The sequence below is a fragment of the Microbacterium sp. LWO13-1.2 genome (genome assembly GCF_038397725.1).
Taxonomy (GTDB): domain Bacteria; phylum Actinomycetota; class Actinomycetes; order Actinomycetales; family Microbacteriaceae; genus Microbacterium.
On sequence record NZ_CP151634.1, the window covers coordinates 709,838 to 736,390 of the forward strand.

28 protein-coding genes are annotated in these 26,553 nt (G+C 67.9%); 18 read left to right on the forward strand and 10 right to left on the reverse strand.

The annotated features are described in order from the left end of the window. Positions 1–15: 15 nt before the first annotated feature. On the forward strand, positions 16–489 hold the full coding sequence (locus MRBLWO13_RS03305; RefSeq protein WP_341976366.1) for a hypothetical protein: 474 nt from the start codon (positions 16–18) through the stop codon (positions 487–489). Between the two features lie 73 nt (positions 490–562). Here MRBLWO13_RS03305 and MRBLWO13_RS03310 read toward each other — a convergent pair whose 3' ends face one another. Then, positions 563–1,774: a hypothetical protein gene (locus tag MRBLWO13_RS03310; protein ID WP_341976367.1), complete on the reverse strand. Its 1,212-nt coding sequence runs from the start codon at positions 1,772–1,774 to the stop codon at positions 563–565. A gap of 40 nt (positions 1,775–1,814) precedes the next feature. After that, on the reverse strand, positions 1,815–3,032 hold the full coding sequence (locus MRBLWO13_RS03315) for a hypothetical protein (protein ID WP_341976368.1): 1,218 nt from the start codon (positions 3,030–3,032) through the stop codon (positions 1,815–1,817). A 132-nt stretch (positions 3,033–3,164) separates the two neighbouring features. Here MRBLWO13_RS03315 and MRBLWO13_RS03320 point away from each other — a divergent pair, with 132 nt between their 5' ends. From MRBLWO13_RS03320 to MRBLWO13_RS03350, 7 genes are all read left to right on the forward strand, one after another. Further along, on the forward strand, positions 3,165–4,265 hold the full coding sequence (locus tag MRBLWO13_RS03320; RefSeq protein ID WP_341976369.1) for a M4 family metallopeptidase: 1,101 nt from the start codon (positions 3,165–3,167) through the stop codon (positions 4,263–4,265). Further along, positions 4,240–4,656 (forward strand): protealysin inhibitor emfourin, encoded by a 417-nt coding sequence (locus tag MRBLWO13_RS03325; RefSeq protein ID WP_341976370.1) that lies wholly within the window; start codon positions 4,240–4,242, stop codon positions 4,654–4,656. Before MRBLWO13_RS03320 ends, MRBLWO13_RS03325 begins: the two co-directional genes overlap by 26 nt. Before the next feature lie 51 nt (positions 4,657–4,707). Further along, complete coding sequence (locus tag MRBLWO13_RS03330; RefSeq protein ID WP_341976371.1) at positions 4,708–5,034, forward strand: hypothetical protein; 327 nt, start codon at positions 4,708–4,710, stop codon at positions 5,032–5,034. 109 nt (positions 5,035–5,143) lie between these two features. After that, positions 5,144–6,703 carry a carboxyl transferase domain-containing protein gene (locus MRBLWO13_RS03335; protein WP_341976372.1) on the forward strand — a complete coding sequence of 520 codons (1,560 nt, stop codon included), beginning with the start codon at positions 5,144–5,146 and terminating at the stop codon, positions 6,701–6,703. Between the two features lie 5 nt (positions 6,704–6,708). Beyond that, positions 6,709–8,745: a biotin carboxylase N-terminal domain-containing protein gene (locus MRBLWO13_RS03340; protein ID WP_341976373.1), complete on the forward strand. Its 2,037-nt coding sequence runs from the start codon at positions 6,709–6,711 to the stop codon at positions 8,743–8,745. After that, complete coding sequence (locus MRBLWO13_RS03345; RefSeq protein WP_341976374.1) at positions 8,742–9,266, forward strand: MaoC family dehydratase; 525 nt, start codon at positions 8,742–8,744, stop codon at positions 9,264–9,266. Before MRBLWO13_RS03340 ends, MRBLWO13_RS03345 begins: the two co-directional genes overlap by 4 nt. Continuing rightward, entirely contained in the window at positions 9,266–10,060 is a 795-nt protein-coding gene (locus MRBLWO13_RS03350) for a CoA ester lyase (RefSeq protein WP_341976375.1), read from the forward strand. The genes MRBLWO13_RS03345 and MRBLWO13_RS03350 overlap by 1 nt, the downstream gene beginning before the upstream one ends. 196 nt (positions 10,061–10,256) lie before the next feature. On the opposite strand, the gene MRBLWO13_RS03355 is transcribed toward MRBLWO13_RS03350, so the two are convergent. Next, positions 10,257–10,838: a TetR/AcrR family transcriptional regulator gene (locus MRBLWO13_RS03355; protein ID WP_341976376.1), complete on the reverse strand. Its 582-nt coding sequence runs from the start codon at positions 10,836–10,838 to the stop codon at positions 10,257–10,259. Between the two features lie 105 nt (positions 10,839–10,943). On the opposite strand from MRBLWO13_RS03355, the gene MRBLWO13_RS03360 reads away from it, so the two are divergent. The 7 genes from MRBLWO13_RS03360 to MRBLWO13_RS03390 all read left to right on the forward strand — a co-directional run bounded on the left by MRBLWO13_RS03360 (position 10,944) and on the right by MRBLWO13_RS03390 (position 17,497). Next, positions 10,944–12,101 (forward strand): acyl-CoA dehydrogenase family protein, encoded by a 1,158-nt coding sequence (locus tag MRBLWO13_RS03360; RefSeq protein ID WP_341976377.1) that lies wholly within the window; start codon positions 10,944–10,946, stop codon positions 12,099–12,101. A gap of 22 nt (positions 12,102–12,123) precedes the next feature. After that, positions 12,124–13,266, forward strand: coding sequence for a thiolase family protein (locus MRBLWO13_RS03365; RefSeq protein WP_341976378.1), 1,143 nt, complete (start codon positions 12,124–12,126; stop codon positions 13,264–13,266). Between the two features lie 276 nt (positions 13,267–13,542). Beyond that, positions 13,543–13,770, forward strand: a complete 228-nt coding sequence (locus MRBLWO13_RS03370; RefSeq protein WP_341976379.1) for a hypothetical protein — start codon at positions 13,543–13,545, stop codon at positions 13,768–13,770. Between the two features lie 147 nt (positions 13,771–13,917). Continuing rightward, complete coding sequence (locus MRBLWO13_RS03375; protein WP_341976380.1) at positions 13,918–14,697, forward strand: ribonuclease H; 780 nt, start codon at positions 13,918–13,920, stop codon at positions 14,695–14,697. A gap of 191 nt (positions 14,698–14,888) precedes the next feature. Beyond that, entirely contained in the window at positions 14,889–15,884 is a 996-nt protein-coding gene (locus MRBLWO13_RS03380; protein ID WP_341976381.1) for an NADP-dependent oxidoreductase, read from the forward strand. A gap of 55 nt (positions 15,885–15,939) precedes the next feature. Next, on the forward strand, positions 15,940–16,800 hold the full coding sequence (locus MRBLWO13_RS03385) for an alpha/beta hydrolase (protein WP_341976382.1): 861 nt from the start codon (positions 15,940–15,942) through the stop codon (positions 16,798–16,800). A gap of 94 nt (positions 16,801–16,894) precedes the next feature. After that, the gene (locus MRBLWO13_RS03390) at positions 16,895–17,497 is read left to right on the forward strand and encodes a helix-turn-helix domain-containing protein (RefSeq protein ID WP_341976383.1); all 603 of its coding nucleotides are present in this window, start codon (positions 16,895–16,897) and stop codon (positions 17,495–17,497) included. A gap of 33 nt (positions 17,498–17,530) precedes the next feature. On the opposite strand, the gene MRBLWO13_RS03395 is transcribed toward MRBLWO13_RS03390, so the two are convergent. Then, positions 17,531–18,727 (reverse strand): histidine kinase, encoded by a 1,197-nt coding sequence (locus MRBLWO13_RS03395; protein WP_341976384.1) that lies wholly within the window; start codon positions 18,725–18,727, stop codon positions 17,531–17,533. A gap of 241 nt (positions 18,728–18,968) precedes the next feature. Here MRBLWO13_RS03395 and MRBLWO13_RS03400 point away from each other — a divergent pair, with 241 nt between their 5' ends. Next, positions 18,969–19,631, forward strand: a complete 663-nt coding sequence (locus MRBLWO13_RS03400; RefSeq protein ID WP_341976385.1) for a response regulator transcription factor — start codon at positions 18,969–18,971, stop codon at positions 19,629–19,631. 9 nt (positions 19,632–19,640) lie between these two features. Here MRBLWO13_RS03400 and MRBLWO13_RS03405 read toward each other — a convergent pair whose 3' ends face one another. The 6 genes from MRBLWO13_RS03405 to MRBLWO13_RS03430 form a co-directional block, all read right to left on the reverse strand. Beyond that, positions 19,641–21,275, reverse strand: coding sequence for a PH domain-containing protein (locus MRBLWO13_RS03405; RefSeq protein ID WP_341976386.1), 1,635 nt, complete (start codon positions 21,273–21,275; stop codon positions 19,641–19,643). Continuing rightward, positions 21,268–21,801 carry a PH domain-containing protein gene (locus tag MRBLWO13_RS03410; RefSeq protein ID WP_341976387.1) on the reverse strand — a complete coding sequence of 178 codons (534 nt, stop codon included), beginning with the start codon at positions 21,799–21,801 and terminating at the stop codon, positions 21,268–21,270. Before MRBLWO13_RS03410 ends, MRBLWO13_RS03405 begins: the two co-directional genes overlap by 8 nt. Before the next feature lie 98 nt (positions 21,802–21,899). After that, complete coding sequence (locus MRBLWO13_RS03415; protein ID WP_341976388.1) at positions 21,900–22,100, reverse strand: aureocin A53 family class IId bacteriocin; 201 nt, start codon at positions 22,098–22,100, stop codon at positions 21,900–21,902. Positions 22,101–22,399: 299 nt separating this feature from the next. Beyond that, positions 22,400–23,380 (reverse strand): SRPBCC family protein, encoded by a 981-nt coding sequence (locus MRBLWO13_RS03420; RefSeq protein ID WP_341976389.1) that lies wholly within the window; start codon positions 23,378–23,380, stop codon positions 22,400–22,402. Between the two features lies 1 nt (position 23,381). After that, positions 23,382–23,753, reverse strand: coding sequence for a transcriptional regulator (locus tag MRBLWO13_RS03425; RefSeq protein WP_341976390.1), 372 nt, complete (start codon positions 23,751–23,753; stop codon positions 23,382–23,384). A gap of 350 nt (positions 23,754–24,103) precedes the next feature. Further along, positions 24,104–24,730 carry a TetR/AcrR family transcriptional regulator gene (locus tag MRBLWO13_RS03430; protein ID WP_341976391.1) on the reverse strand — a complete coding sequence of 209 codons (627 nt, stop codon included), beginning with the start codon at positions 24,728–24,730 and terminating at the stop codon, positions 24,104–24,106. Positions 24,731–24,873: 143 nt separating this feature from the next. On the opposite strand from MRBLWO13_RS03430, the gene MRBLWO13_RS03435 reads away from it, so the two are divergent. Together MRBLWO13_RS03435 and MRBLWO13_RS03440 are read left to right on the forward strand one after the other, a co-directional pair. Further along, on the forward strand, positions 24,874–25,623 hold the full coding sequence (locus MRBLWO13_RS03435; RefSeq protein ID WP_341976392.1) for an SDR family oxidoreductase: 750 nt from the start codon (positions 24,874–24,876) through the stop codon (positions 25,621–25,623). Between the two features lie 89 nt (positions 25,624–25,712). Further along, positions 25,713–26,450: an SDR family NAD(P)-dependent oxidoreductase gene (locus MRBLWO13_RS03440; protein ID WP_341976393.1), complete on the forward strand. Its 738-nt coding sequence runs from the start codon at positions 25,713–25,715 to the stop codon at positions 26,448–26,450. Positions 26,451–26,553 lie beyond the last annotated feature (103 nt).

Consider the following 26,553-nt stretch of genomic DNA (forward strand, 5'->3'; position numbering starts at 1 on the left):
ACGCAGAATGTCTCCATGAGCACACCCGACTCGCACGTGATCGGCCCCGGCCTGCTTCCGACCCCCTTCACCGCCGCCGCGATCCGCGACGCCACCGGCGCGGAAAAGACGATCAGACTGCGCGTCGAACTGCCGGACGGATCGTCTTTCGAGCGGGTGAACCGGTTTCGGGAGACGGATGCCGAGGGCGCGACGCTCGACCGCTGGAACAGCGAAACACCGGATGACGTCGCCTCGGGGCGCGTCACGTGGGTCGAGCTCCAGGCCCACGCTGCTTTCTCCGCCGAGCGCACCACCCTGTCGACCGAGACCCTGGAGTTGCCGATCGGTCGAGTGGAGTGCCTGCGCTACGTCACGCGCGATGCGCCGGACGCTGAGCCGGAGACGTTCTGGTTCTCGATCGCGCACCCGGGGATGCCGGTGCGCTACGAGGCTCCGGCCGATGGCGGCGTGATCCGGACCACCGTCGTGAGGATCGAGCGGGACTGACGACGGTTCACCCGAGCACCCAAAAGGGCGGGCCCGGTTCCCCGGCGCCCGCCCTCTCGATTCAGCGTCGACCTCAGTGACCGGCACCGCCGACCACGACGAACTCGTTCGGCACGACGTCCAGATCGGCCGTGGCCACGGACTCACCGGTGTGCAGGTCGATCGCGTGGATCTTCTTCGCCGCCGGTTCGGTCACGTACGCGATGTCGCCGACCACGCGCAGGCCGGGGTGCGGCTGCTGCCACTCCTTCGGGCTCTCCCAGGGCTCGATGACGCTCCACGAATCCTGAACCGCGCCGGTTTCGTCGAGCAGGTACAGCGAACCGTCCGCGCCCAGCACGACGATGTTGTCATGGCCGTCGCGGCCGACACCGCGCCAGGTGTACTCGACTCCCTCGGGCAGCTCGACGACGGACAGCGCGTTCGCCTTCGTGTCGACGATGGCGAGTTCGGAGAGCAGGTATCCCTCCTGGTCGGGATCGGACTTGTAGTCGCCGACCGCGACGGAGCTCGTCTCGGTGACGTAGGCGTTGCCGGTGCGGCCGAACTCATCGGGCGCGTCGAGCTTCGTGAACGCGCCGTCGGCGAAGAGCAGCACGCCGTCCTCGCAGCCGAGCATGATGACCTCACCCTTCAGCGCACCTTCGCCGTGCACGGACGGGCACTGCTCGTTGCGGGAGAGTTCGGAGCCGTCCGCGGCGAGGTGGCGCACACCGCTGCGGGTATCGGGCGTTCCGATCGTTGAGAGCACGGTGCCGTCGGAGAGCTCGATCGCGACGCCGTGGTGAGCGGCTTCCGAGGAGAGCGTGTCGATCTCAGGCAGCGTGCCGCCGCCGATGTCGTCGGTGTCGAAGATGCGCACCTCGCCGGTGCCGTCGTCGAAGAGCGCCGTGCGGCCGGCGTGCGGAACGACGTGGCCGGCCGCGATGGCATCGAACACCTCTCCGGTGAACTCCACCTCTCCGGAGGCGAGGCCGGTGCCGAGCACATGGAAACCGTCCTCCGCCGTGACGAAGACGTGTCCGTCGTGGTCGCCGGCGCTGTTGACGCGAAGGAATCCATCGCGTTCCACGCCGCCGACGGTTTCGAGGGTCTCGCCGTCGAGCACGAGGATGCCGCCGTCAAAGGAGACCGCGACGCGGGTGTCGCCTTCGTGCTGGTGCTCGGCGGAGGCGTCGGGATCGCCGGATGCCGATGGCGCCGGAGTCGCGCATCCGGCGAGCGCGACGACGGCGAAGGCCGCGACGGCCCCGGCCGCGAAGCGGGTGCGGGCAGGTCGGAACATGGTGTTCTCTCTTTCTTCTGTGGTGTGGAGGCGCGGCGTCTCAGCCGACCTGCTGGAGGAACCAGGGCTGCAGGTCGGTGAAGGTGCGGGCGACGACCGCGCCGTCGCGGTGATCGATCTCATGGACCGCTCCCGCAGCGGGGTCGGTGAGGTAGGCGTGGTCGGCATCGACGATCAGTCGCACGCGTTCGCGAAGGGCGGGGTCGCTGACGGATGCGGCGACCAGCGGTTCGGTGCGGGCGAGCACGGTGCCGTCGGCGGCGAGCACGCGTACGCGTCCGCCGGCGTCGACCACGACCGTCCGATCGGCGTCGTCGCCGATGGCCACGGCGCGCACCAGAGGTTCGTCCGAGGGAAGCAGCGTCCAGGTGCGCTGCCGCACGTCCAGGAGCCAGGCGCCTTGCGTACCGGCGACGCCGGCGAGATCGGGCCGATCGGGGCGGCCGGACAGCTCGGTGACCGGGGTCGCCCCCTCGGGGTACGGGATGCCTTCAGCGACGACCTCGCCACCGGTCTCGCGAGTGAAGAGCACGGCGCCGGTGGTGCAGGCGAAGACCGCGCCCACACGGGTGGTGTCGGCATCCGTCACTCCCGGGCACGGCATCCCCCGATCCGGCTGGAGGGCACCGGAGTCGTCGACGACCTCGACCGTGTCGGAATCGGATGCCACGAGCAGATGTCCGGCGAAGGGAAGAACCGGGCCAGCGGGTGCGAGCGGGGCAGCGCTGCGCGGCGGGTCGACGAGATCACCGTCGAGGTCGTCGTGGGTGAGATCGACGAGGTCTCCGTCTTCGCCGAACAACGCGACGATACGACGGTCCCCCATGCCGACGGTGACCGCGCCTGCGCCGTCGATCGCCCCGAGGGTGCGCGCCTCGGTCTGGAACGAGTGCGAGTGGTCTCCGTGAGGCATGGTCCAGCGACCGGTGTCGACGACGTCGACGGCAGTGCGCGCGCCGTCCTGGCGGGTGACGGCGATGAAGCGCCCATCGCCCTGGACGCTCGCGACGCCTGCTCGAGCCTTCGCGAGCACCGAACGGTCCTGAGTCGCCAGGTCGATGAGAGTCAGTTCGCCGTTCTCGTCGCCGACGACCAGGGCACGTGCCGGCTCTGCGATCTCGCCGACCCCTTCGATGTCACTGGTGCGCGGCGCGGCGTCGGGCGTCGGTGCAGCAGACGGCGCACACGCCGAGACGGCGAACGCCGTGAGGAGCGCGGCGGGCAGGAGAACGAGGCGGCGGTGAGCGATGCGATGCATAGAATGCCCACCTTATTGAGAAGGGTTATCAATATCAATTCGGTGAGGGTGGCGTCGTCGCTTTCGACCGCCGACCCGACGACTCGCGGATGACCGAGCGGCGAAGTCGGAGGCCCGGCGTAGGGTCGGAGCATGAGCAGCTCAGCATCTGCAGAACGTCACGGGGTCGTCCCGTCCTACCTGCTCGCGCGTCTCGCCGAATCCGGCCGGTTCCCCCGCGCCGCCGCCGCAGCGCGACAGACGCTGACCAGCGGACGCCCTCCTTTCCGGGCACGCATCGACCTCTCGATCGACGAGAACGGCGACCTCGTCGCACAGCTCTCCGACGCCCCGAACCGCACGATCAGCGATGCCGGGAACACGCAGCAGCTTCCGGGCGCCGTGGTGCGCAACGAAGACGATCCGCCGGTGGCCGACACCTCCGTGAACGAGGCGTTCGACGGCCTCGGTGCGACCTTCGAGCTGTTGCTCTCGGCCTTCGGCCGCAACTCGCTCAACGACGCCGGAGCCCCTCTCGATGCCGCGGTGCACTACGGCGTCGACTACGACAACGCCTTCTGGGACGGCGAGCGCATGGTCTTCGGCGATGGCGACGGCGAGGTGTTCCGCGGGTTCACCGGTTCAATCACGGTCATCGGGCACGAGCTGGCGCACGGCGTCATCCAGCACACCGCGAACCTCGAGTATCAGGGCCAGCCCGGCGCTCTGAACGAGTCGATCGCCGACGTCCTCGGCGCGCTGACCGAGCAGTTCCTCCTCGACCAGACGGCTGATGCGGCGACATGGCTGATCGGCGCCGAGATCTTCACCGACGCCGTCGAGGGCAAGGCACTGCGTTCCATGCTCGAGCCGGGCACCGCCTACGACGACGATGAGCTCGGCAAGGATCCGCAGCCGGCGCATATGAGCGACTTCGTGCAGACCACCGAAGACAACGGCGGCGTGCACATCAACTCCGGCATCCCGAATCGCGCCTTCGCCCTGTTCGCGCGCGACCTCGGCGGCAACGCCTGGGAGCGGGCCGGAACCGTCTGGTACCGCGCGTTGACCGGAGGATTGTCGAGCACGGCGACCTTCACGGAGTTCGCCGACGCCACGGTCGCGGCCGCCTCCGCGCTCGATTCTGCGCACGGGAGCGATCCCGCCGGACGGGCGAAGACCGCGGATGCCGCTCGACGCGCGTGGCGCGCCGTGGGAGTCTATGAGGATGAGCGAGTCCCCTCCACTCGGTGAGGAGCGCGAGCCGACTGCGGAGCGCGAGCCCGCAGAGGAGCGCCAGCCCGCAGCGGAGCGGGAACCGGACGACCTCGGACCGGCGCGCGGACGGAAGCCCTCCGGCCAGGGCGGCACGGTCGTCATCGCGGTCGTGCGCATGGGCGGCATCGCGGGCATCTCTCGTCGTTGGCAGGTCGAAGCCGAGCCCGCCGAGGCCCCCCAGTGGATCGCGCTCATCGACCAGTGCCCCTGGGATCAGACCTTGAACGACCAGCCCGGCGCCGACCGATTCGTCTGGAGCATCCGCGCCAGGACGCCGTCAGAGCGCAGGGAGCAGGACGTCCCGGATTCGGAGCTCTCCGGCCCGTGGCGCGAGCTCGTCGATGCGGTGCGCAAGGCGAAGGGCTGAGCGGCCTACGCTGTTCCTGGAATCCGTGACGGACCAGGAAAGAGAGATCGAATGCTCACCGCCGACGAAGCCACCCGCCTCCTTCAGCATGCGACAGACGCCCGCACCCGAGGCGATCTGCTCCTCCACCTGCAGGTCGAGGTCAGCCGCCTCACCGGCGAGGCGTCGTCGTGGGGCTCCGCCGAGAACGCCCTCGCGAGCAACGAGAGCATCGGCTACTTCCTCAGCCAGGTCGAGGGAATCGGCTGGCGTCTCGAGCACACCGGATACACCTTCGTCGAAGCAGGAGCCACGACCTCGGCCCGGATGCTGAGCACCGGAACGGGTGTCGTCAACCACGGCGCCGTGGCGGGCTACTTCACCTTCCGCCGGGTCTGACGCCGCCGTCGCCGACCCCGGCGCTGCGGCCCTCTTCTGCGCACGTAGACATTTCGGTTAATGATCAGTAATCTAAATTCCGTCCGATCATTGCCGATGGAGGATCACCGTGCCGAACGCGTCTGCCTACCGTGAGCTCGTCGACGAGCTCCGCGAACGGACGGCCACCGCCCGCCTCGGCGGGCCCGCGAAGTCCCGCGAGAAGCATGTCGCCCGCGGCAAACTGCTCGCGCGCGACCGCGTCGACCAGCTCCTCGACGTCGGCAGCCCCTTCCTCGAAGTCGCCCCGCTCGCCGGCTACGACCTCTACGGTGGCGACTGCCCATCCGGCGGCGTGGTCGCCGGCGTCGGACTGATCCACGGCCTGCACGTGATGGTCGTCGCCAACGACGCCACGGTGAAGGGCGGCACCTACTACCCGATCACGGTCAAGAAGCACCTGCGCGCGCAGGAGATCGCCGCCGAGAACCGGCTCCCCTGCGTCTACCTGGTCGATTCCGGCGGCGCCTTCCTGCCGATGCAGGACGAGGTCTTCCCCGACCGCGATCACTTCGGGCGCATCTTCTACAACCAGGCGCGGATGTCCCGCGACGGCATCCCGCAGATCGCGGCCGTCCTCGGCTCGAGCACCGCCGGCGGCGCCTACGTCCCCGCGATGAGCGACGAGACAGTGATCGTCCGCGGCCAGGGCACGATCTTCCTCGGCGGACCGCCCCTGGTGAAGGCCGCGACCGGTGAGGTCGTCACGGCGGAAGAACTCGGCGGAGGCGAGGTGCACACCCGCGTCTCCGGTGTCGCCGATCACCTCGCCGAGAACGACGCCCATGCGCTGCAGATCGTCCGCGACATCGTTGCGACGCTCCCGCCGTCGCCCGCCTACGTCGTCGCCCCCGAAGAAGAGGTCGCCGCACCGGCGTCCGTCGACCTACTCGATGTGGTCCCGGTCGAGCTGACCGTCCCTTACGACGCCCGCGAGATCATCCGCGCAGTCGTCGACGGCGGCGAGTTCGCCGAGTTCAAGCGCGAGTACGGCACGACGCTGATCACGGCGTTCGCACGGATCCACGGGCACCGGGTCGGCATCATCGCGAACAACGGCGTGCTCTTCGGCGAATCGGCCGAGAAGGGCGCGCACTTCATCCAGCTGTGCGACCAGCGCCGCACCCCGCTGGTGTTCCTGCAGAACATCACCGGCTTCATGGTCGGCCGCGAGTACGAGGCCGGCGGCATCGCCAAGCACGGCGCCAAGATGGTCAACGCCGTCGCCTGCGCCACCGTGCCGAAGCTCACCGTCGTCGTGGGCGGCTCCTTCGGCGCCGGCACGTACTCGATGTGCGGCCGCGCCTACTCGCCGCGTTTCCTCTGGCTCTGGCCCGGCGCGCGCGTCTCGGTGATGGGCGGACCGCAGGCGGCATCCGTGCTGTCGACCGTCCGTCGCGACCAGATCGAGGCCGCCGGCCGCACCTGGTCGGCCGAAGACGAGGCCGACTTCCAGGCTCCGATCCGCGCCGCCTACGACACGCAGGGCAGCCCGTACTACTCCACCGCTCGCCTGTGGGATGACGGCATCATCGAGCCGGACCAGACCAGAGACGTGCTCGGCCTCGCGCTCGACGTCATCATGCGGGCCCCCTTCGACCAGCCGGGCTACGGCGTCTTCAGGATGTGAGTGAAGTGTTCGATACCGTCCTCATCGCCAATCGCGGCGAGATCGCCTGCCGCATCATCGCGACGCTGCGGCGTCTCGGCATCCGCTCGGTCGCCGTCTACAGCGACGCGGATGCCGGTGCTCGCCATGTCGCGCTGGCCGATGTCGCCATCCGGATCGGTCCGGCTCCTGCGGCGCAGAGCTACCTGAGCATCGACGCCGTGATCGCCGCCGCCCGCGAGACCGGGGCGCAGGCGATCCATCCGGGCTACGGTTTCCTCGCCGAGAACGCCGAGTTCGCGCAGTCGTGCGCCGACGCCGGCATCGTCTTCATCGGGCCCACGCCCGAGGCGATCCGCACGATGGGCGACAAGATCACCGCGAAGAACACGGTCTCCGCCCGCGATGTACCGACAGTCCCCGGCATCGCGCGCGTCGGGCTGGCGGACGCCGACCTCATCGACGCGGCGCCGGGCATCGGCTACCCACTGCTCATCAAGCCTTCTGCCGGCGGCGGCGGCAAGGGCATGCACGTCGTCTCCGAAGCCGGAGAACTGGCGGCGGCGATCGCCGCCGCGCGCCGTGAGGCACAGGCCAGTTTCGGCGACGACTCGCTGTTCCTGGAGCGCTACCTCACGACGCCCCGGCACATCGAGGTGCAGGTGCTCGCCGACCGGCACGGCAATGTGATCCACCTCGGCGAGCGCGAGTGCTCGCTGCAGCGACGCCATCAGAAGGTCATCGAAGAGGCGCCGTCGCCGCTGCTCGACGCGACGACCCGCGCCGCGATCGGTCTCGCCGCCTGCGAGACCGCCCGCAGTGTCGCCTACGAGGGCGCCGGCACGGTCGAGTTCATCGTCGAGGCGACTCGGCCGGACGAGTTCTTCTTCATGGAGATGAACACGCGGCTGCAGGTGGAGCATCCGGTCACCGAGCAGATCACCGGCATCGATCTCGTCGAGCAGCAGCTGCGCATCGCAGCGGGCGAGGTCCTCGCCATCGCCCAGGACGATGTCGTGCTGAACGGCCACAGCATCGAGGCGCGCGTCTACGCGGAGGACCCGCCGGCGGGCTTCCTGCCCACCGGCGGTCACGTCGACCTGGTCTCGCATCCGGCCGGGCCCGGCATCCGGGTGGACACCGCCATCGACACCGGACTCGACGTCTCGATCGACTACGACCCGATGCTCGCCAAGGTCATCGCATGGGGCGCGACCCGCGACGAGGCCCGTCGTCGCCTGGTGCGCGCGCTCGATGAGACCGCTGTCTTCGGGTTCCCGGTGAACGTGGAGTTCATGCGCCTGCTGCTCGAGCTGCCCGAGGTGGTCGCCGGCGATCTCGACACCGGCCTGATCGCCCGACGGCTCGACGACATCGCGTTCGCCGAGGCCGGCGACCGGGTCTTCGCCGAGGCGGCACTACTGCTCGACTCTGCGGCACCGGTCGGCGGTGACCCGTGGCGGCGGCATGACGGCTGGCGCCTCGGGGATGCTGCGCCGCGGCGCTATGCGCTGCACTCCGGCGTGCACCGTCGCGTGGCCTTCGTGTCCGGATCGGGCACCGGACTCTCGGTGCGGGTCGAGCCGGTCGGCGACGAGCCTACGGCGGACGCCGCCCCTGTCGCGGCATCCGTCCGCCCCCGCGGCGACCACCGATACACGATCGACATCGCCGGCGAGGCGCGCACGATCTCTGCGATGACGTCGACCGGCCGGGTCGCGGTCGCACACGGCGGCGCGGTCTTCGACGTCGCCGTCGAGCGCCTCGCGCACGGCGCCGGCGAGGATGCGGCCAGCGTCCCCCAGCTCGATTCGCCGATGCCGGGCACGGTCGTGCTGGTGTCGGTCGAGAACGGCGCGCATGTCGAGGAGGGCGACCCGGTGATCGTCGTCGAGGCCATGAAGATGGAGCACGTGCTGCGCGCCGGCGTCTCCGGCACCGTGTCGTTGCGCGCCGCTCAGGGCGATACCGTGTCGCGAGGGCAGACGCTCGCCGTCATCACCCCCGCGGCATCCGCCGATGCCGGTGACGCCGACGACAGTGACGAGAGGGAGCAGCGATGAGTGGCCAGCGCATCGAGCAGCGCGGACTCTACTTCGAGGAGTTCGAAGAGGGTTCGGTGTACCTGCACCGCCCTGGCCGCACGGTCACCGAGGCCGACAACGTTCTCTTCACGACGCTCACGATGAACACGCAGGCGCTGCATCTGGATGCCGCGTGGAGCGCCGGCACCGAGTTCGGCGAGCGGCTGGTGAACAGCATGTTCACCCTGTCGACCCTGGTCGGACTCTCGGTGTCGCAGCTGACCATGGGCACGATCGTCGCGAACCTCGGCTTCAGCGACGTGTCGTTCCCCGCGCCCGTCCGCGTCGGCGACACCCTGTACGCCGAGACGCTGATCGTGTCGAAGCGGCGCTCGTCGTCGCGGCCCACCCAGGGCATCGTGCAGTTCGAGCACACCATGCGCAACCAGGACGGCACGGTCGTCGCGGTCGCGACCAGGTCGACGCTGATGCAGTGCCTGCCTGCGACATCCGAGGCCGAGCCGGCATCCGACGCCGAGCCGGCATCCGAGGAGTCCTGATGAACGGTCCCGCTCTCCTGTTCTGCCCCGGCGACCGCGGCGACCGGTACGAGAAGGCGCTCGCAGCGGCCGACTCGGTCATCCTCGACCTCGAAGACGCCGTGGCGCCCGACGACAAGCCCGCCGCGCGGGAGCAGGTGGCGGCATCCGCTCTCGATCCCGCCCGCGTGATCGTGCGGGTGAATCCGGCGACCACCGCCGAGCATCCGCTCGACCTCGAGACGCTGGCTCGCACCGAGTACCGCACCGTGATGCTCGCCAAGACCGAGAGCACCACCGACCTCGATGCTCTGCACGCCGGCGGCTACCGGGTGCTCGCGCTCTGCGAGACGGCGACCGGCGTCGAGCGCGCGGGCGAGATCGCTGCGCATCCGGCCGTGATCGGCCTGATGTGGGGTGCGGAAGATCTGATCGCGAGCATGGGCGGGCGCTCGAGTCGATACGACGACGGCCGCTACCGCGACGTCGCCCGCTACGCGCGTTCGCGGGTGCTCATCGCCGCGAAGGCCGCCGGGAAGCTCGCCATCGACGCAGTGCACGTCGACATCGCGGACACCTCCGGTCTTCAGGACGAGGTGTCGGATGCCGCCGCCAGCGGCTTCGACGCCACGGCCTGCATCCACCCGTCGCAGGCCGCCGTCATCCGCGACGGATTCGCCGCGACGCCGGAAGAGGCCGCATGGGCCGAGCGCGTGCTCGCCGAGGCCGCCGTGCAGCCCGGGGTGTTCCGCTTCGAGGGGAAGATGGTCGACGAGCCCGTGCTGCGCCAGGCCCGCGCCATCCTCGGGCGTTAGTCCCGCGCTCACCTGCCTGCCTGCAATCTCGCAGAACAGCAGCAATCTCGCAGGCATCCGCCGAATCTCTGCGAAGTTCGCGCAGATCTGCGAAGTTCGTGTCGCACCCGAAGCCAACAGGGGACGCAGATTGCCGCTTCCGGTCGCGTGAGGCGGCAATACGCGACCCCTCCCGAGGAGAGAGAGCCCAGAGACCTCAGGACGCGGCGAGCACCCGGAGAGCCGACGACGCGAGGATGTCGCGCACGTCATCAGACTCGGCGTTGTCGGGATTGTGCGAGGTCGAGTTGAGCAGGCCGAAGACCGCGTGCATGACGATCTGCAGGTGCGCGGTCGGCACGGCGGGGCGGATGCGGCTGACGACGTCAACCCAGAGGTTGAGGTACTGGCGCTGCAGCATCCGCACGCGCCGGTTCGCCTCGTCGGGGAGAGTACCGAGCTCTCGATCCTGCACGCGGATGATGTCGCGATGCGCGAGCGCGAACTCGAGGTGGAAGTCGACCAGGTCGCGCAGCAGCGCCTCGTCGGAATCGTGCGGCTTCTCGACGATGTCCTTGCCCCCCTGCAGGAGGTACTCGCTGATGCCGAGCAGGATCTCCTCGAGCATCGCCTCCTTGCTCGGGAAGTGCCGGTAGAGCGCCGGTCCGCTGACGCCGATCGCCGCCCCGAGTTCACCGATGGAGACGGCGTGGAATCCGCGCTCAGCGAAGAGCCGCGCGGCGGCGTCGAGGAACCGCCGGCGCGTCCGCGCCTTCCCCGTTGCTCGCGCCGTTGCCATCACGTCCCGATGCTACCGCCCCCTGGACATTCCGGTAAACGGTCGATAACCTATATTTCAGTTATCGATCGTTTACCAAGCGTGCCCGAGGGAAAGTGGGTCCCCATGTCCGAGTCGCTGCAGTCCGAGCTTCCCGACGAGTACCGCCAGCTGTCGGCGGCCGTGCGCGACTTCACGAACGAGGTCGTCGCTCCCGTCTCTGCGAAGCACGACCGGGAGCACTCGTTCCCCTACGAGGTCGTGGCCGGGATGGCCGAGATGGGCCTGTTCGGCCTGCCGTTCCCCGAGGAGTACGGCGGCATGGGCGGCGACTACTTCGCCCTCTGCCTCGCCCTCGAAGAGATCGCGAAGGTCGACCAGAGCGTGGCGATCACCCTCGAGGCCGGCGTCTCGCTCGGTGCGATGCCGGTGTACCGCTTCGGCACCGAGGAGCAGAAGCAGCAGTGGCTCCCCCAGCTCGCCTCGGGTGAGGCGCTCGGGGCCTTCGGCCTGACCGAACCGGATGCCGGCAGCGACGCCAGCGGCACCCGCACCACCGCGAAGCAAGACGGCGACGAGTGGGTGATCAACGGCAGCAAGCAGTTCATCACGAACTCCGGCACCGACATCACCTCTCTCATCACGCTCACCGCGGTCACCGGCGAGACCGCCAAGGGTAAGGAGATCTCCACGTTCCTGGTTCCCGCCGGCACCCCGGGGCTGACGGTCGCTCCGCCCTACGACAAGGTCGGCTGGAACGCCTCCGACACGCATGGCCTCGCCTTCGACGACCTGCGGATCCCGAGCGAGAACCTCCTCGGCGAGCGCGGCCGCGGCTACGCGAACTTCCTGCGCATCCTCGACGAGGGGCGCATCGCGATCGCCGCGCTCGCGGTCGGTGCGGCGCAGGGATGCGTCGACGAGAGCGTCCGCTATGCGAAGGAGCGCCACGCCTTCGGCACGAACATCGGCAGTCACCAGGCGATCGCCTTCAAGATCGCTCGGATGGAGGCGCGCGCCCACGTCGCCCGACGTGCCTACTACCAGGCGGCTGCTCTGCTGCTGGCCGGCAAGCCGTTCAAGCAGGAGGCGGCGATCGCGAAGCTCGTCGCGAGCGAGGCTGCGATGGACAACTCCCGCGACGCGACGCAGATCTTCGGCGGCAACGGTTTCATGAACGAGTACCCGGTCGCTCGGCACTACCGCGACTCGAAGATCCTCGAGATCGGCGAGGGCACGACCGAGGTCCAGCTGATGCTGATCGCGCGCGGCCTCGGACTCTGAACGGGCGAGTAGGCTCGCCCCCATGAGCACGAATGACGCGGTCATCGTCGCCGCGAAACGTACCGCGGTCGGCGTCGGCAAGCCCGAGAAGGGCGCTCTGTCCGGCATCCATTCGGTCGATCTCTCCACCTACCCGATCCGCGCCGTCCTCGCCGAGACCGGGATCGATCCGGCACTGATCGACGACGTCATCTGGGGGTGCGTGTCGCAGGTCGGCGAGCAGTCCTTCAACGTCGGGCGCAACGCCGTGCTCGCGGCCGGGCTTCCGGAGTCAGTGCCGGGCCGGACGGTCGATCGACAGTGCGGGTCCTCACAGCAGGCGATCCAGGATGCCGCGGCATCGCTCATCGCCGGATACGCCGACGTCGTGATCGCCGGCGGCGTCGAGGTGATGTCTCGTACGCCGATGTTCTCCAGCACCGGAGGCCTCGACCCCTTCGGCACGCTCATGCACGAGCGGTACCCGAACCTGGGGAATCAGGGCGTCGGCGCCGAGCTGATCGCCGCGAAGTGGGGTCTCAGCCGCACCGATCTCGACAGCATCGCGGTCGAGTCGCATGCGCGGGCGGCGGATGCCGTGCAGCGCGGACTCTTCGCAGAGGAGATCGTTCCCGTCGGTGACGTGGTCACGGATCAGGGCATCCGCCCCGGGAGCACGCTCGAGAAGCTGGCGACGTTGCCGAGCCCGTTCGTCGAGAACGGGCTCGTGACGGCGGGCAACGCCTCGCAGATCTCCGACGGTGCGGCGGCCGTGCTCATGATGACGAGCGCGAAGGCCGCGTCTCTGGGACTGACGCCGATCGCCCGGGTGCACAGCGTCGCCGTGGTCGGATCGGACCCGATCATGATGCTGACCGGTCCGATCGCGGCGACCGCGAAGGTGCTGCAACGGGCCGGGCTCTCGGTCGACGACATCGGAGCGTTCGAGGTGAACGAGGCGTTCGCGTCCGTGCTCGGCGCCTGGCTGCAGGAAACCGGCGCGGACCCGGCGAAGGTCAATCCGCGCGGCGGTGCGATCGCACTGGGGCATCCGCTCGGAGCATCCGGCGCACGACTCACCACGACGCTGCTGCACCACATGCGCGCGAACGGCATCCGCTACGGACTGCAAACGATGTGCGAGGGCGGCGGCATGGCCAACGCCACCATCTACGAACTGCTCTGAGTCAGCGGCCGGCGCAGCGACGGTCGCAGATGGTCGTCTCTCGGCGAATGATGCGACCAAGTACGTCCTCTCCCGGTGCGCTTCCTCCATGCGCGGGTCGCAGATGGTCGCCTCTCGACCGCCGACGCGACCAAGTACGTCCCCTCACGGCGCGCACCCTCCACACGAGGGTCGCAGATGGTCACCACTGGGCGAACGATGCGACCAGGTGCGTCCCCTCACGGCGCCGGCGCGGGAGTTCGGCCCGCAACGCCGCTGACGGCGCACAATGGACTCATGGGACTGTTCCAGAACCGACCGGAAGAACAAGAGAACGTGTGGGCCGGCCTGCCCGCGGAGCCGCGCGGCGACGAGGACCAGGTCGACACGCTCTCGACCTCGTCGGTCGACCCGCTGACCGTGGGGCTCGGCGCCTCGGTCAGCTCGATCGTGTTCCCCGTCGCGCCGCCCGCACCGGAGGCGGTCGTGATCGAGGATGCCGAGCCGAAGGACCCCGAGGACTGAGCCCGCGGCGCGCTCTGCGCTCTGCCGGACTTCTGCGCCTTCTTCGCACGAATCCGAGGAATTCCTGCGAAGTAGGTGCGATTCTCCGTGGGAAGCGCACGCCCGGACGCGCCGGAGCACCCACCCGGCCACCGTTACGGTGGAGGGATGACGATCACCGCCGCCGCAGACGGCTCCGCCCTGGGCAATCCGGGCCCGAACGGCTGGGCTTGGTACATCGACGACGCGAACTGGGCGGCCGGCGGATCGCCGCACGGCACGAACAATCAGGGCGAGCTGCAGGCCGTGCTCGAACTGCTTCGGGCGACAGCCGGCAGTGACGAGAAGCTCGTGATCGAGTGCGACAGCCGCTACGTGATCGACTCGGTGACCAAGTGGATGCCGGGTTGGAAGCGCCGCGGATGGCGCAAGGCCGATGGTGGGCCGGTGCTCAACCGCGAGCTGATCGAGGGTATCGACGAGGCGATGCGCGGACGCGACATCCGTTTCGAGTGGGTGAAGGGGCACGCCGGGCACCCGCTGAACGAGGCCGCCGATGAGCGGGCGAACGCCGCCGCGAAGGCGTACCAGCAGAAGCAGGAACCCCGCCGCGGACCCGGGTTCGTCGGCGCCGGAGGCGCGGGTGCCGCGGTCGCGGCATCGGCGCCCGTCGCGGCCGGGGCAGCCACCGCACGAGCGGATGCCGAGACTTCGGCCGATCGCGGCGCCGCCTCCGGGCAGCACCCCGCAGCATCCGCATCCGCATCCGTTGCGGCAGCAGCACCGCTCTGGGCGGAGATGTCCGATCTCCTCGACGGCCTCGATGCCCCCCTGGCGGATCCGATCGAGTTGCGCCTCACACTTTCCGGCCCCGAGCACGCCCGCCTGCAGGATCGCGCTGCCGCCCAGGGCGTCTCCCTCGAAGAGGCACTGCGCCGCTTGATCTGAGCCTCGGGTTCACCCCGAGCACACCCTCGTCACCACGGGCACCGTCGGCGACCCCTTCGGCGCGCCCGGAAAGCCGACGGCATCCGATGGGCAGGCGGCCCTTCTTGACAAGATAACTGAGTTTACTCATAATTGAGTTCACTCGTTATCTTGATCGAACCCGCATCCGCGGAGCCGAAGGAGCATCAGCCATGAGAGCGTTCATCCTCTCGAAGTACAAGACCCCACTGCACGAGGCGGATGTGCCGGAACCCGTCGTCGGCGAGCACGACATTCTCGTTCGAGTGCAGGCCGCCGGGCTCAACCCGCTCGACGAGAAGATCCGCCTGGGTGAGTTCACGGCGATCCTGCCCTACCGGCTGCCGATCACTCTCGGCCACGACGTGGCCGGCGTCGTCATTCGAGTGGGTGCCGCCGTCCGCCGGTTCACGCCCGGCGATGAGGTCTATGCGAGGACCCACGACGGACGCATCGGAGGCTTCGCCGAACGGATCGCCATCCACGAAGACGATGCCGCGCTCAAGCCGGCATCGATCATCATGGACGAGGCCGGTTCGCTGCCGCTCGTCGCACTGACGGCGTGGCAGGCACTGGTCGAAATCGGCGACGTGCACGCCGGCCAGAAGGTGCTCGTGCACGCCGGGGCAGGCGGCGTCGGTTCCATCGCGATCCAGCTCGCGAAGCATCTGGGTGCGTACGTGGCGACCACGGCCAGCGCGTCGAACGCGTCGTTCGTCCGGGAACTCGGCGCCGACCGGGTCATCGACTATCGCAGTGAGGACTTCGAGCAGGCACTCAGCGGCTATGACCTCGTCATCGACAGCCTCGGCGGCGAGAACCTCGAGAAGTCGCTCCGCGTCCTGCGCCCCGGCGGAAAGGCCATCAGCATCGCCGGGCCGCCCACACCCGAGTTCGCCAGAGCATCCGGACTCAACCCGCTGCTGCGGATCGCCGTCGCCGGATTGAGCAGCAAGATCCGGAAGCAGGCGAAGCGACTCGGCGTCAGCTATCAGTTCCTGTTCATGCGCGCGAGCGGCGAACAGCTGCGCGAGATCACGGCGCTCATCGACGGCGGCGCCATCCGTCCCGTCGTCGGACGCGTCTTCCCCTTCGACGAGACCGTCCAGGCCCTCGAGTCTTTGACGGCCGGCGGCATCCGCGGCAAGGCCGTGATCAGCAACCCCTGATCGTACCTCTGCAGCGCCCGCACCCCACACCATCCCACGAGCAAGGAGCACCATCATGAACAGCACCTCGAACAAACCTGTCATCACGTCGTACGCCCAGGCACCGGCCAAGACCATCACCGCCGGAGGCGTCACCTACGCCTACCGCGAGCTCGGCCCGAAGGGCGGCATCCCGGTCGTGTTCTTCGTCCACCTCGCCGCGACGCTCGATAACTGGGATCCCCGGATCATCGACCCCATCGCCGAGCACCGGCACGTCATCACCTTCGACCAGCGCGGCGTCGGCGCCTCGAGCGGCACGGTGCCGAGCACGCTGGAGGCGGCAGCCGACGACGCGTACGCGTTCATCACGGCGTTGGGCTACGACACGATCGACGTGTTCTCGTTCTCGATGGGTGGCATGATCGCTCAGGATCTCGTCATCAAGCATCCGAATCTGGTGCGAAGGCTGATCCTGACCGGCACCGGCCCTCGGGGTGGCAAGGACATGGACAAGGTCGCCCGCACAACGTACGGGGATATCGTCCGGGCGACGCTGACCCGCTCGGATCCGAAGGAGTTCCTCTTCTTCAACCGGGATGCCTCGGGCAAGCGTGCCGGCAAGGCGTTCATCCGGCGTCTCTCCGAGCGCACGGTGGATCGGGATGCGGCGATCGGCACGAAGGCGTTCCAGACTCAGCTCAAGGCGATCCAGCGTTTCGGTCGCTCGGCTCCATCCGATCTGTCGCGGATCACGCAGCCGACGCTCATCGCCAACGGCGACAACGACCGGATGGTCCCCTCGGTGCTGTCCGAGGATCTGCATCGGCGCATCGCCGGTTCCGAACTCGTCATCTACCCGAATTCCGGCCACGGCGGCATCTTCCAGCACCACGAGCAGTTCGCGCCGACAGCAGTCGAGTTCCTCACCCGATGACTCGCGCATCCCACGACGCGAGAGCCGAGTTCGGCCCGCTCGACCGCCGTGGGAGAATCGTCAGACGCTATCGATACCGTTCTCGAGGACACCAATGACTGTCGACACCCCCGCTTTGGGTCGGCGCGAGCGCAACAAGCTCGACAAGCTCGAGCGCATCACCGCGGCGGCGAGCGAACTCTTCGCAGACCGCGGGGTCGACGATGTCACGACGCAGGAGATCGCCGACCGCGCCGACATCGGCACCGGAACGCTCTTCCTCTACGCGAAGACGAAGGGCGAGCTCCTGCTGCTCGTGCAGAACTCGATGTACGCCGCGGCGCTCGAGCAGGGTCGCACCGATGCCGCGGCCACGCAGACCGTGCATGACGGCGCCCTGGCCGTCATCCGTCCGGTCGTCGAGTGCAACCGCAAGCAGATCGACAATGGACGCACCTACCTCCGCGAGATGATCTTCGGCGATCCGGAGGAGCCGCACCACAGCACGGCCCTCAGCCTCACGTACCAGACCGAGGAGCTCCTCGCCGAGGTCATCGTGCGTGACGGACGGGTGACCCCCGAAGCGGCTCGCACGCTCGCTCATGTCGTCTCGGCGATCATGTTCGTCAGCATGGCTGCGACCGTCAACGCCGAGCGTTCGATCGATGAGATCGTCGAAGAGATCGCGGTGCAGATCCGCGAGATCCTGCCGGGCTGACCGAATCCGGCCGGCCGCGCGAACCGCTCGACCTCAGCGCTGCGGCAGGGTCGCGACCACGGACCAGACTCCCTCGGCGGCGCCGGCATGGAAGCTCCCCCCGAGGAGCGCCGCACGTTCCCTGAGTCGCGCGAGCCCGAACCCGGACGACGAGAGGGAGGGCGTGCCCGGGCGGTGCGGACTGTTCACGACGCGCAACGTCACGGCGTCGCGGGGGAACGTCAGCAGCAGCGCGACGGTGCGCGGCGACGCCGAATGCTTGACGATGTTCAGGACTGCTTCCCGCGCCACCCGCGCCAGTGCTGCGTCGATGCTCTTCGCGAGCGCGGGCCCATCGTTGATCTCGACCACGACGTCGTCGCCGAGGGCGCGCAGCTCTCCTTCCAGTTCCCCGAGAACCGTGCGGATATCGGCCGTCGCGGCGCGGGAGGGTTCCGGGACATCGGTACTGCCGTGGATCAGATGGAGGATGCGCCTGGTGTCGGCGAGGGCCTGCCCGGCGGCATCCGAGATCGCCCGCTGCGAGGCGGAACGCACCGAAGCGTCGTCCGAGCGCTCGAGCACCCGGGCGTGCATGGCGACGATGGCGATGTCGTGAGCGATGACGTCGTGCAGTTCGTCGGCGATGCGATTTCGCTCGGCCTGCAGCTCGAGAGCGAGCCGCTCGGCCTGCGAGTCGAGCTCCCGTCGCAGGGAGTAGTTGCGGTCGACGACCATCCGGATGCCCCGGCCGATAACCGCCGACGACAGGGCGATGACGAACACCGTGAGCACGCCACCCGTGCGGAGCCCTGGGGGTATCACTGCAACGGCGACGATCCAGGCCAGACCTGTCGCGCAGAACGCGAACGAGAGTCCGACGCTGCAGGTGAAGAGAACGAGTCCGACGCCGGCTGAGAGCGCCGTGAGATAGCTCCCGCCTTCCCCCGCTGCCACGGCCACGAAGCCGGAGAGGAGAAGGGCAGCTGCCGAGACCGGCGGACACCACGCCATCAGCAGCAGACTGAATGTGACCAGCAACGACGACGTGAACGACAGCGCCCCTCCACCCAGCTCCCCCGACGCGCGCAGCAACGCCTCGATCGCCGCAGTCACCGCGACGAGGATGACCAGCACGACCCGCACCGAGCGTGCCAGCGGGACGAACCTCCAGAAGTCGACGCGGAGCGCCGTTCCCGGTCGCAGCAACGCGACCGGGCGGTCTTCGCTCAGTAGCAGATCCGCAGCCACTGGCAGATGACTGGCCACATCTGGTTCTTGGCGGGGACGATGAAGATCACGGCACGCTCCTTCGGGTGTTCCGATAGCCGACCGGTCCGGTCCGCCATGCATGATCCTGGCATGGAGCCGGCGCCGCCCGATTCATCCTTTCGACGCATTCTCGCCCGCGACCGGTCCGCTGCGGCGCCCGGTCGGCCCCTGGGGACTTCTCCCCATATGTTCTCGTCAACCCGTTGCCTAAACTGTGCACGTGCGTGACGTCCGTGTACTCATCGTCGATGACGAAGCTCTCGTCCGTCGCGCGCTCACGATCTTCGTCGACACTGCCCCGAGCATGCACGTGGTCGGCGAGGCGCAGGACGGACCGTCCGCCGTCGCCCGGTGCCTCGAACTGCAGCCGGATGTGGTGCTGATGGACCTCCGGATGCCGGGAGGAGACGGCTTGACCGCTATCCGGCAGCTCGGCGAGCAGGTACCGGGGACACGAGTGATCGCCGTGACCACGTACAGCTCGGATGACGCGGTGATCGAGGCGCTGAACGCCGGCGCCGTCGGTTTCCTCGTCAAGGACACCGAGCCCGACCAGATCGTGTCGGCGATCCGGAACGCCCAAGAGGGTGGCTACGTGCTCTCGCCCTCTGTCGCGCAGGAGCTGGTTCGCTCCGTATCGAAGCACGCCGCGGTGCGGGCGTCGCTTCCACTGAGCGCCTCGGAAACGGTCTCGCAGCGCGAGCAGAATGTCATCCAACTGCTCGCAGACGGCATGTCCAACGCCGAGATCGCCCAGCAGCTCTTCCTGTCGGAGGCGACGGTCAAGTCGCACCTGCGTCGCATCATGACGAAATGGAACGTGCGCGATCGCGTGCAGGTGCTCGTCAAGGCCGCCAAGGCCGGCCTCGTCGACATCTCCTGACGTCGCCGCTCACTCCTTGGCGCCGACCAGCGCGTCGATCTCGCTCAGCGCCTCCCGCCGTGCAGCAGCGTTCTCGCGCGCCCGGCGGATGCGCTCCGCGCGCTGCTCGCGATCGCCGAGTCGGTTCTGCAGCGCGTCGATCTCCTGCTCGGAGAACCACACGCTCCCGCGCTGACGGGCCTCTCCCGCGTAGTAGTGCACGGTGACGTATCGGGTGCGTCCGCCGAAGACCGTGCTGTTGACGAGATGAATGGCGAGCGCATCGAGGTAGGTCTCGCGGTCCACGATGAACAACGCCCGCAGCGCGACCGTGCCGCGGGATGTGTCGTAATCGAGCCGCGTGACGAGAGGTCTCGCGAAGACGACGAGAACGGCCCAGCCGATCAGACCCGCGACGATCGCGAGCCCGAGAGCCACGCCGGTGCTGTGCAGCCACCAGCCGAGAGCAGACGCGAGAGCAGTGACGACTGCGAACACGAGTGCGGGCAGCAGTGGCAGTCGGCGACGAGTGGCAAGGTTGCTCTCCGGCACCCGGTCGCCGAACCCGGCGGCGAGGATACGCGCGACGGTGGCGCGGGGCAGCGAGGGCAGCAGGAGATTCGCGCCGAACTGCTGACTGGTGTCGGTGGTAAGCAGAGCCAACCGGACCCGCCCGAGGAGCATCTCGAGAATGTTCCGCTGCAGCACGACTCCGGTGATGGCGGCGGTATCGATGACGCGCTCGTGCGTCTCGACGAGTCCGTACGTGACGATGATGGCGCCATCGGAGACACGACGTACCTCCAGGCGTGCGTAGCGGACGACGCTGGCGGTGATGCCGATCCCGATGATCACGAGTGCCACGAACACCGCGAATCCGATCGCTCCACCACCCTGGAAGAACGTCAGGATGCCCAGGAGGCCGAACCTTTCGAGTTGCTCGTAGAGAGCGAAGGCGATCGCGACGCCGATGAAGGCGAAGCGGCCGAAGAGGATGCTGGCGACCACGAGATCGAGGAGCGTCGCTCGGTAGAGCACGGTGTCTGGGGTGCCGGTGACGCTCGCGGGCCGACGCGTCGCCTCGTCGCGAACCGTTCGAGCGGCGGCAGCGGCGTTCAGGGCCGCAGCGGCGTTCTGCGCGGAGAACTCGCGTTCCGGCCGATCGTCGTCGGCATCCGCTTCGGGTTCGACGGCGCCGGTGTCAGGCACAGGCGAGTACTCGAGGATCGTGTCACGCAGTTCGCGGGTGATTCCGGCGAGCGTGACCTGGGTGCTGAGATCGCCACCCTGCGCGATGCGCACCCGCACGAGGCTGAAGAGGCGGTGCGCCCACGGCGCTGTGCTCTCGACCGTGCGGACCGCGTGCCAAGGAATGCTGCGAGTGCGGCGGTTGATCAAGCCGTTCGTCACGGTCAGTTCGTCCGCCGACAGGCGAATGCGGGTCGTGCCCCATTCGTAGATGGGGTCGATCATCCGGAACAGGAAGATGGCGCCGAAGACGGCGATGGCCCACTGCCCCGGCCAGATATCCGGGTTCAGGAGGAACACGGTGATGGCGACGACCGTGCCGATCGTGGTGACAGCATGAGCGAGATACGAAGCGCCGAGGTAGGACAGCGGCAGCCGCTCGGACGCCTCGGTCGGGGCGGAAGGTCGTTCAGACACGGTCGGTGCCGTTCTGCGAAGCGAGGATGGTGTCTCGGATCTCGCGGGCGGCGTCTTCGGTGACACCGGTGACGCCCTCGACATCGGCAATGCAGGTGAAGCGCACCTTGACGAGGTCGAACGCCCGCAGCAGCGGCCCCTGCACGATCTCGACGTTGAGGATCTGCGCGGTGGAGAGGGTGGTGGTGCGGCGCACGAGGAGTCCGCGGCGGATGAAGACAACCTCTGGTGTGACCGTGTATGAGGTGTTGCGCACTTCCCACCTGTTCACGAACGGGATGTCGATCACGAGTCCGACGACGGTGAAGAGGCCCAGACCGATGAGGATCCACAGGCGCCAGGTCAGGTCGGGGATGAGCAGCGTGGCCGCCGCGAGAAGCGGGGTGCCGACGGCGGCGAGGATGATGTCGGACGTGTTCTGGTAGCGCAATGCTGCGGGTGCGAGGCGGTGTGTGCCGTGGCTCTGCGGTCCAGGAATGCGGTGTCGCACCGCGGCATCCGCGTCTGTCATCCGGTCCGTCGTCATGAGTACCATCATTCGTCCTTGCTCGTCGTCGTTCTACCGTCGTAAGGATGATTCGGTGCGGCCGGTGAGTTGCAACCGGCCGCACCGAGTCGACATGCTCAGCCGAACAGGCGGCGGTAGATCTCGCCGGCGATCCAGGCGATCGTCGAGCCGCGCTCAAGCCACTTGTAGATGGTGCCCTTGTTGTCCCAGACCCAGGCGATCATCTTCTTGGTCTTGGCAGCGCCCCACGAACCGACCTTGCCACCGATGTACTTGACCAGCTCGTAGATCTTCTTCGCCCATTTGAGCCAACCCATGTGAATCTCCGATCGTTGGTTTCGCGGACCGTCTTTGGTGCCGCGACTCGAAGCTACGAATCGGCGAGGGGGCCGGACTTCCGGCGTGAGATGGAACCCGGTCGCCCCAGGGCGGCACCGTCGGCTCTGAAGATGCACGGGTTTGGGATCGGTGGAGGGCGCGGTTGCGTCTTTCGGCGGAAGCGGCGCCGAGAGTATCCGGGCAGGGTGCACTCCGGGTCCTCACGAATCTGGCGGTAGACGCAGAAATCCGGCCGATTCCCGAGGGAACCGGCCGGATTCTGAGGAGTTGTGAACGGTCAGACCGTGAGCAGCTCCCGCTCGAGGCGAGCGTACGAGGCCTCCATGCCGTCGGCCATGCCGGTGGCGAGGATCATGTCGCGCGTCTCCTTGTCGGGGTACTCGATGAGGGCGGTGATGAGCGTCGCGCCGTCCTCCTCGTAGAGGTTGAGGTCGTTCAGCGTCTCGGGGCTCGCCATGCCCTGCATCCGCTCGGTGGTGACGGCCCGGCGCGGGGCATCGATGAGCAGTACTTCGCCTTCGAACCCGAAGGGCTGCCCCTCGGTGTCGCCCACGGGTACCCAGGAATTGCGGTAGCTCTGGCCCGGTTCGGTGCCGATGACGCACTCGGTCATCTCCCATCCGTCCGGCCCGAGCATCCACCGGCGCATCAGCTCCTCCTCGTTGAACGCGCGCCAGACCAACTCGCGCGGACCGTCGACGAGACGCGTGATGCGCACGTGGGTGTCGTCGAGCAGCTCGACCCGGGTGCCCTTGCCCTGCGCGTAGTCGCGGAGGTCCTGCAGGACGGTGTCGAGCTGGGCCATCGACATCTTCAGACCCTCGACCATGCCCATTCCGACGAGCTGTTCGATCGCTTCGACGGAGGGGAAGTGGCTCGTCGAGACCATGCGGGTGCCCTCGGCGGTCGGCTCGAAGTCGAACGTCATGCGCGTTGCGGGGAAGTCCGCGAGCGGCTTGCCGTCTTCATCGGCGAAAGTGTCGATCACCTCGAAACGGCTCGGTGCCTCGATCGCGAGGAACTCCCACGACGCAGAGGAGCGCTCGCCCCGCGGCCCGTTCATCGTGTAGTTCGCGCGGCCGCCGACGGTGTGGTCCCAGGAGGTGAACGTCGCCGGCCATCCGGGAGGACCCCAGAAGCGCTCGAGCTGGCGCGGGTCGCTGTAGGCGCTCCAGACCCGCTCGACGGGTGCTGCGAAATCCGCGGTGACCGTCATGGTCAGGTTCTCGGTGTCGGTGGTGACATCGGTGACAGGCATTTCACTCTCCTTGTTCGGTTCGTGCGGTGGGGGATGCCGGCGGTTCGGCCAGCAGATCGTCGAGGCGGGCGATACGTGCCCGCCAGAGCTCTTCGTAGCGGGCGAGGAGCGCTTTGGCGCGGGCGATCATCTCGGGATTCGCGCGGACGAGCCGCTCGCGTCCTTCGGCGCGCTTGACGATGAGATTCGCGGCTTCGAGCACAGCCACGTGCTTCTGCACCGCCGCGAACGACATCTCGTAGTCGACCGCGAGGGTCGACACCGACTGCTCTCGCTCGATCGTCCGGCGGAGGATGTCCCGTCGGGTCGAGGCCGCCAATGCGTGGAACACACGGTCGATCTCCGCTTCGCTGAGTTCTCTTTGTACAACCATTTGGTTGTAGGTTACGACGGGGCGGATGCCGTGTCAAGAGGTTCTTTGGCGGCGCGAGGACTCCGGATGACCTGCATTCCGAAGGCGTCACTGCGCTGGACGCGCGCGAACGCCCACACAGCCCGAAGCGATCGGAAACCTGGAGCACGACCAACCCGGGTGGCGCGATCACGGACACGCCGCACAGTGCGGCTCCGCCCTCGACTGGAATGCGGACATCGAGTCGATGCGCTCACCGCTGAGGCCGGGTACGGCTCGCCGTCGATTCGATCAACCCCGACGCGTCACGCGCGAGAGCCCGTCGCCCTCGATCTTTCGAGCATTCTCTGAAGCCACACGGAGCTACTGGATCACGCCGGCCCCGGGTCGGCCCTGAGCCCTCGGATCGCATGGTTGATGATCGAGTTCACGGCCCTGTCATCAACGCTCGCATGCCCGACGAGGGTGCGATAAACGAGGGGACCGAAGAACAGATCGATCACCTCGTCGATATCGGCATCGGCTCGAAAGTACCCCGACTCGACGCAGCGCTCGACCAAGGTGGCGAACCCCTTGCGACGCTCGTCCAGGAAGAAGGTGCGAAAGTATGCCGCGGTCGTCGGATCGTTCGCGCACGCACCGACCAGCTCGGCGAAGGTGACGCCCAGTGGCCCGCGGTAGAAGGCGCCGATATCCACAAGATAGGAGACGAGATCGGCGGGCGGATCGTCCGTCCTCGGCACCACGAGGTGCTCTCTCATGAGTTGACCGAAAGCTTCGGCGGCGATGGCCTGACGCGACGGCCAGTGCCGATACAACGTGACCTTGCTCACCCCGGAAACGTCCGAGACTGCCTCGACCGTCGCCGCCTTCAAACCACCGGAGACGAGCAGATCGGCAGCTGCGTTCAATGCCTTCTGGTGGACGGCGGCACTCCGAGCTCCCTGGGGAAGGCGTGAAACTTCAGCCCTGACATCGGCGGGAGTCTGATGCCCCATGGATTCTCCTCGCGCTTGGCGCCCTCGTGGGCCTCGAGTCAAGTATCGCCGACCGCCGACCCATGGCGTGGCGCCTTCCCGTTTGTATGTGAACACTACGTACAGTACAGTTGAAGTCAGACATCGACAAAAGGAGGCGAGAAATGACGAGCCTTGAGGGCAAGACCATACTCATCACCGGGGGAAACAAGGGCATAGGTCAGGAGATCGCTCGCGCGTCGGCCGCCCGCGGAGCCAGGACGCTGATCGCATTCGGCGGAGATCATGCAGCAGCGGCATCCACGTTGGGCGAATTGGAGGCGCTGACCCCGGGCGCGGCGGCGTTCCAGGCCGATCTCGCCACCGAGGAAGGCGTGCACGACCTGTTCGATCGAGTAACGACGCATGTCGGCACGATCGACGCGCTCGTCAACTCAGCCGGGGTCTTCGCGACCGCTCCGCTCGAGGAGGTCACCGACGATTCATTCGCGTACCACTTCGCGCTCAACGTCTTCGGTTTGACGCACGCGATCAGAGAGGCGGTCGCGATCTTCTCCACGGCTGGTGCGAGTGTCGTCAACATCGGGTCGAGCGTCTCCTCCTTCACTCCCGCCGGCTCGGTGGTCTACAACGCGAGTAAGGGAGCTGTGGACGCGATCACACGCACCCTCGCCAACGAACTCGGTCCCCGCGGGATCCGGGTCAACTCGATCAATCCCGGACTCACTTCGACCCCCGGCATGCGGCGAAGCGAGTTCTCCGCCGAAGCGTTCACGCGCGAGATCGAAGCACGGACGCCACTCGGCCGCATCGGCGTTCCTGCCGATCTGGCCGGCGCGGCCTGCTTCCTGATTTCCGACGAGTCGTCCTGGCTCACCGGGGAGACCATCGTCATCGGCGGCGGCCTTCATTAGCGGTCATCATCCCGGGAGGGTCTCCGCCCCCCGAAACCATCCAGCCCCACTAGCCACTTCTCTCTTCACAACAGCAAGGAAACAGACAAATGAGAATCTCTGACAACACGATCTTCATCGCCGGCGGAACCTCCGGAATCGGACTCGAACTGGCGATTCGCCTCTCGGCCGAAGGCAACAAGGTCATCGTCGGCGGCCGCCGACGCGACCGCCTCGATGAGATCACAGCAGCACATCCCGAGCTCGGAGCGGTCGAAATCGATGTCGACGACATGGCATCCATCACGCGTGCATTCGAGAAGGTCACGTCGTCATACCCGGAGCTCAACGTGCTCGTGACGATGTCCGGCATCATGTACCCGGAGGACCTGAAGTCGGCGGACTCTCTGCAGGTCGCCGAGCGAACGGTGACGACGAACATCCTGGGCACCATCCGACTCGCTTCGCAGTTCATTCCGTTCCTGAGCGAGAAGGAATCCGCCACCATCGTGACGGTCACATCGGCACTGGCCTTCGTCCCGCTTCCGATGACCCCGACGTACAACGCGTCGAAGGCGGCGATTCACTCCTTCACGGAGAGCATGCGGGTGCAGTTGGCAGACACCTCGATCCAGGTCATCGAAATCGCTCCTCCCGGGGTCCGTACGTCGCTGATGGGCCAGGAGAACTCGGAGGCCGCTATGCCTCTGGATGCCTTCGTCGATGAGGTCATCGCTCTGCTGAAGGCGAACCCGCAGGCCAAGGAGATCATCGTCGAGGCCGCTTCGGGGTTGCGGAACGCGGAGGCGAACGGCAACTACGACGAGATGCTCGCGATGCTCAGCTGACGCGTGGCGTCAACCACGCGGGCGCGAGCTCGCGACTCTCGGACGAGGTCGGTGCATCATGCACCGGCCTCGTCCGTTTGCGTGACGCGTTCCGGCACGCGGA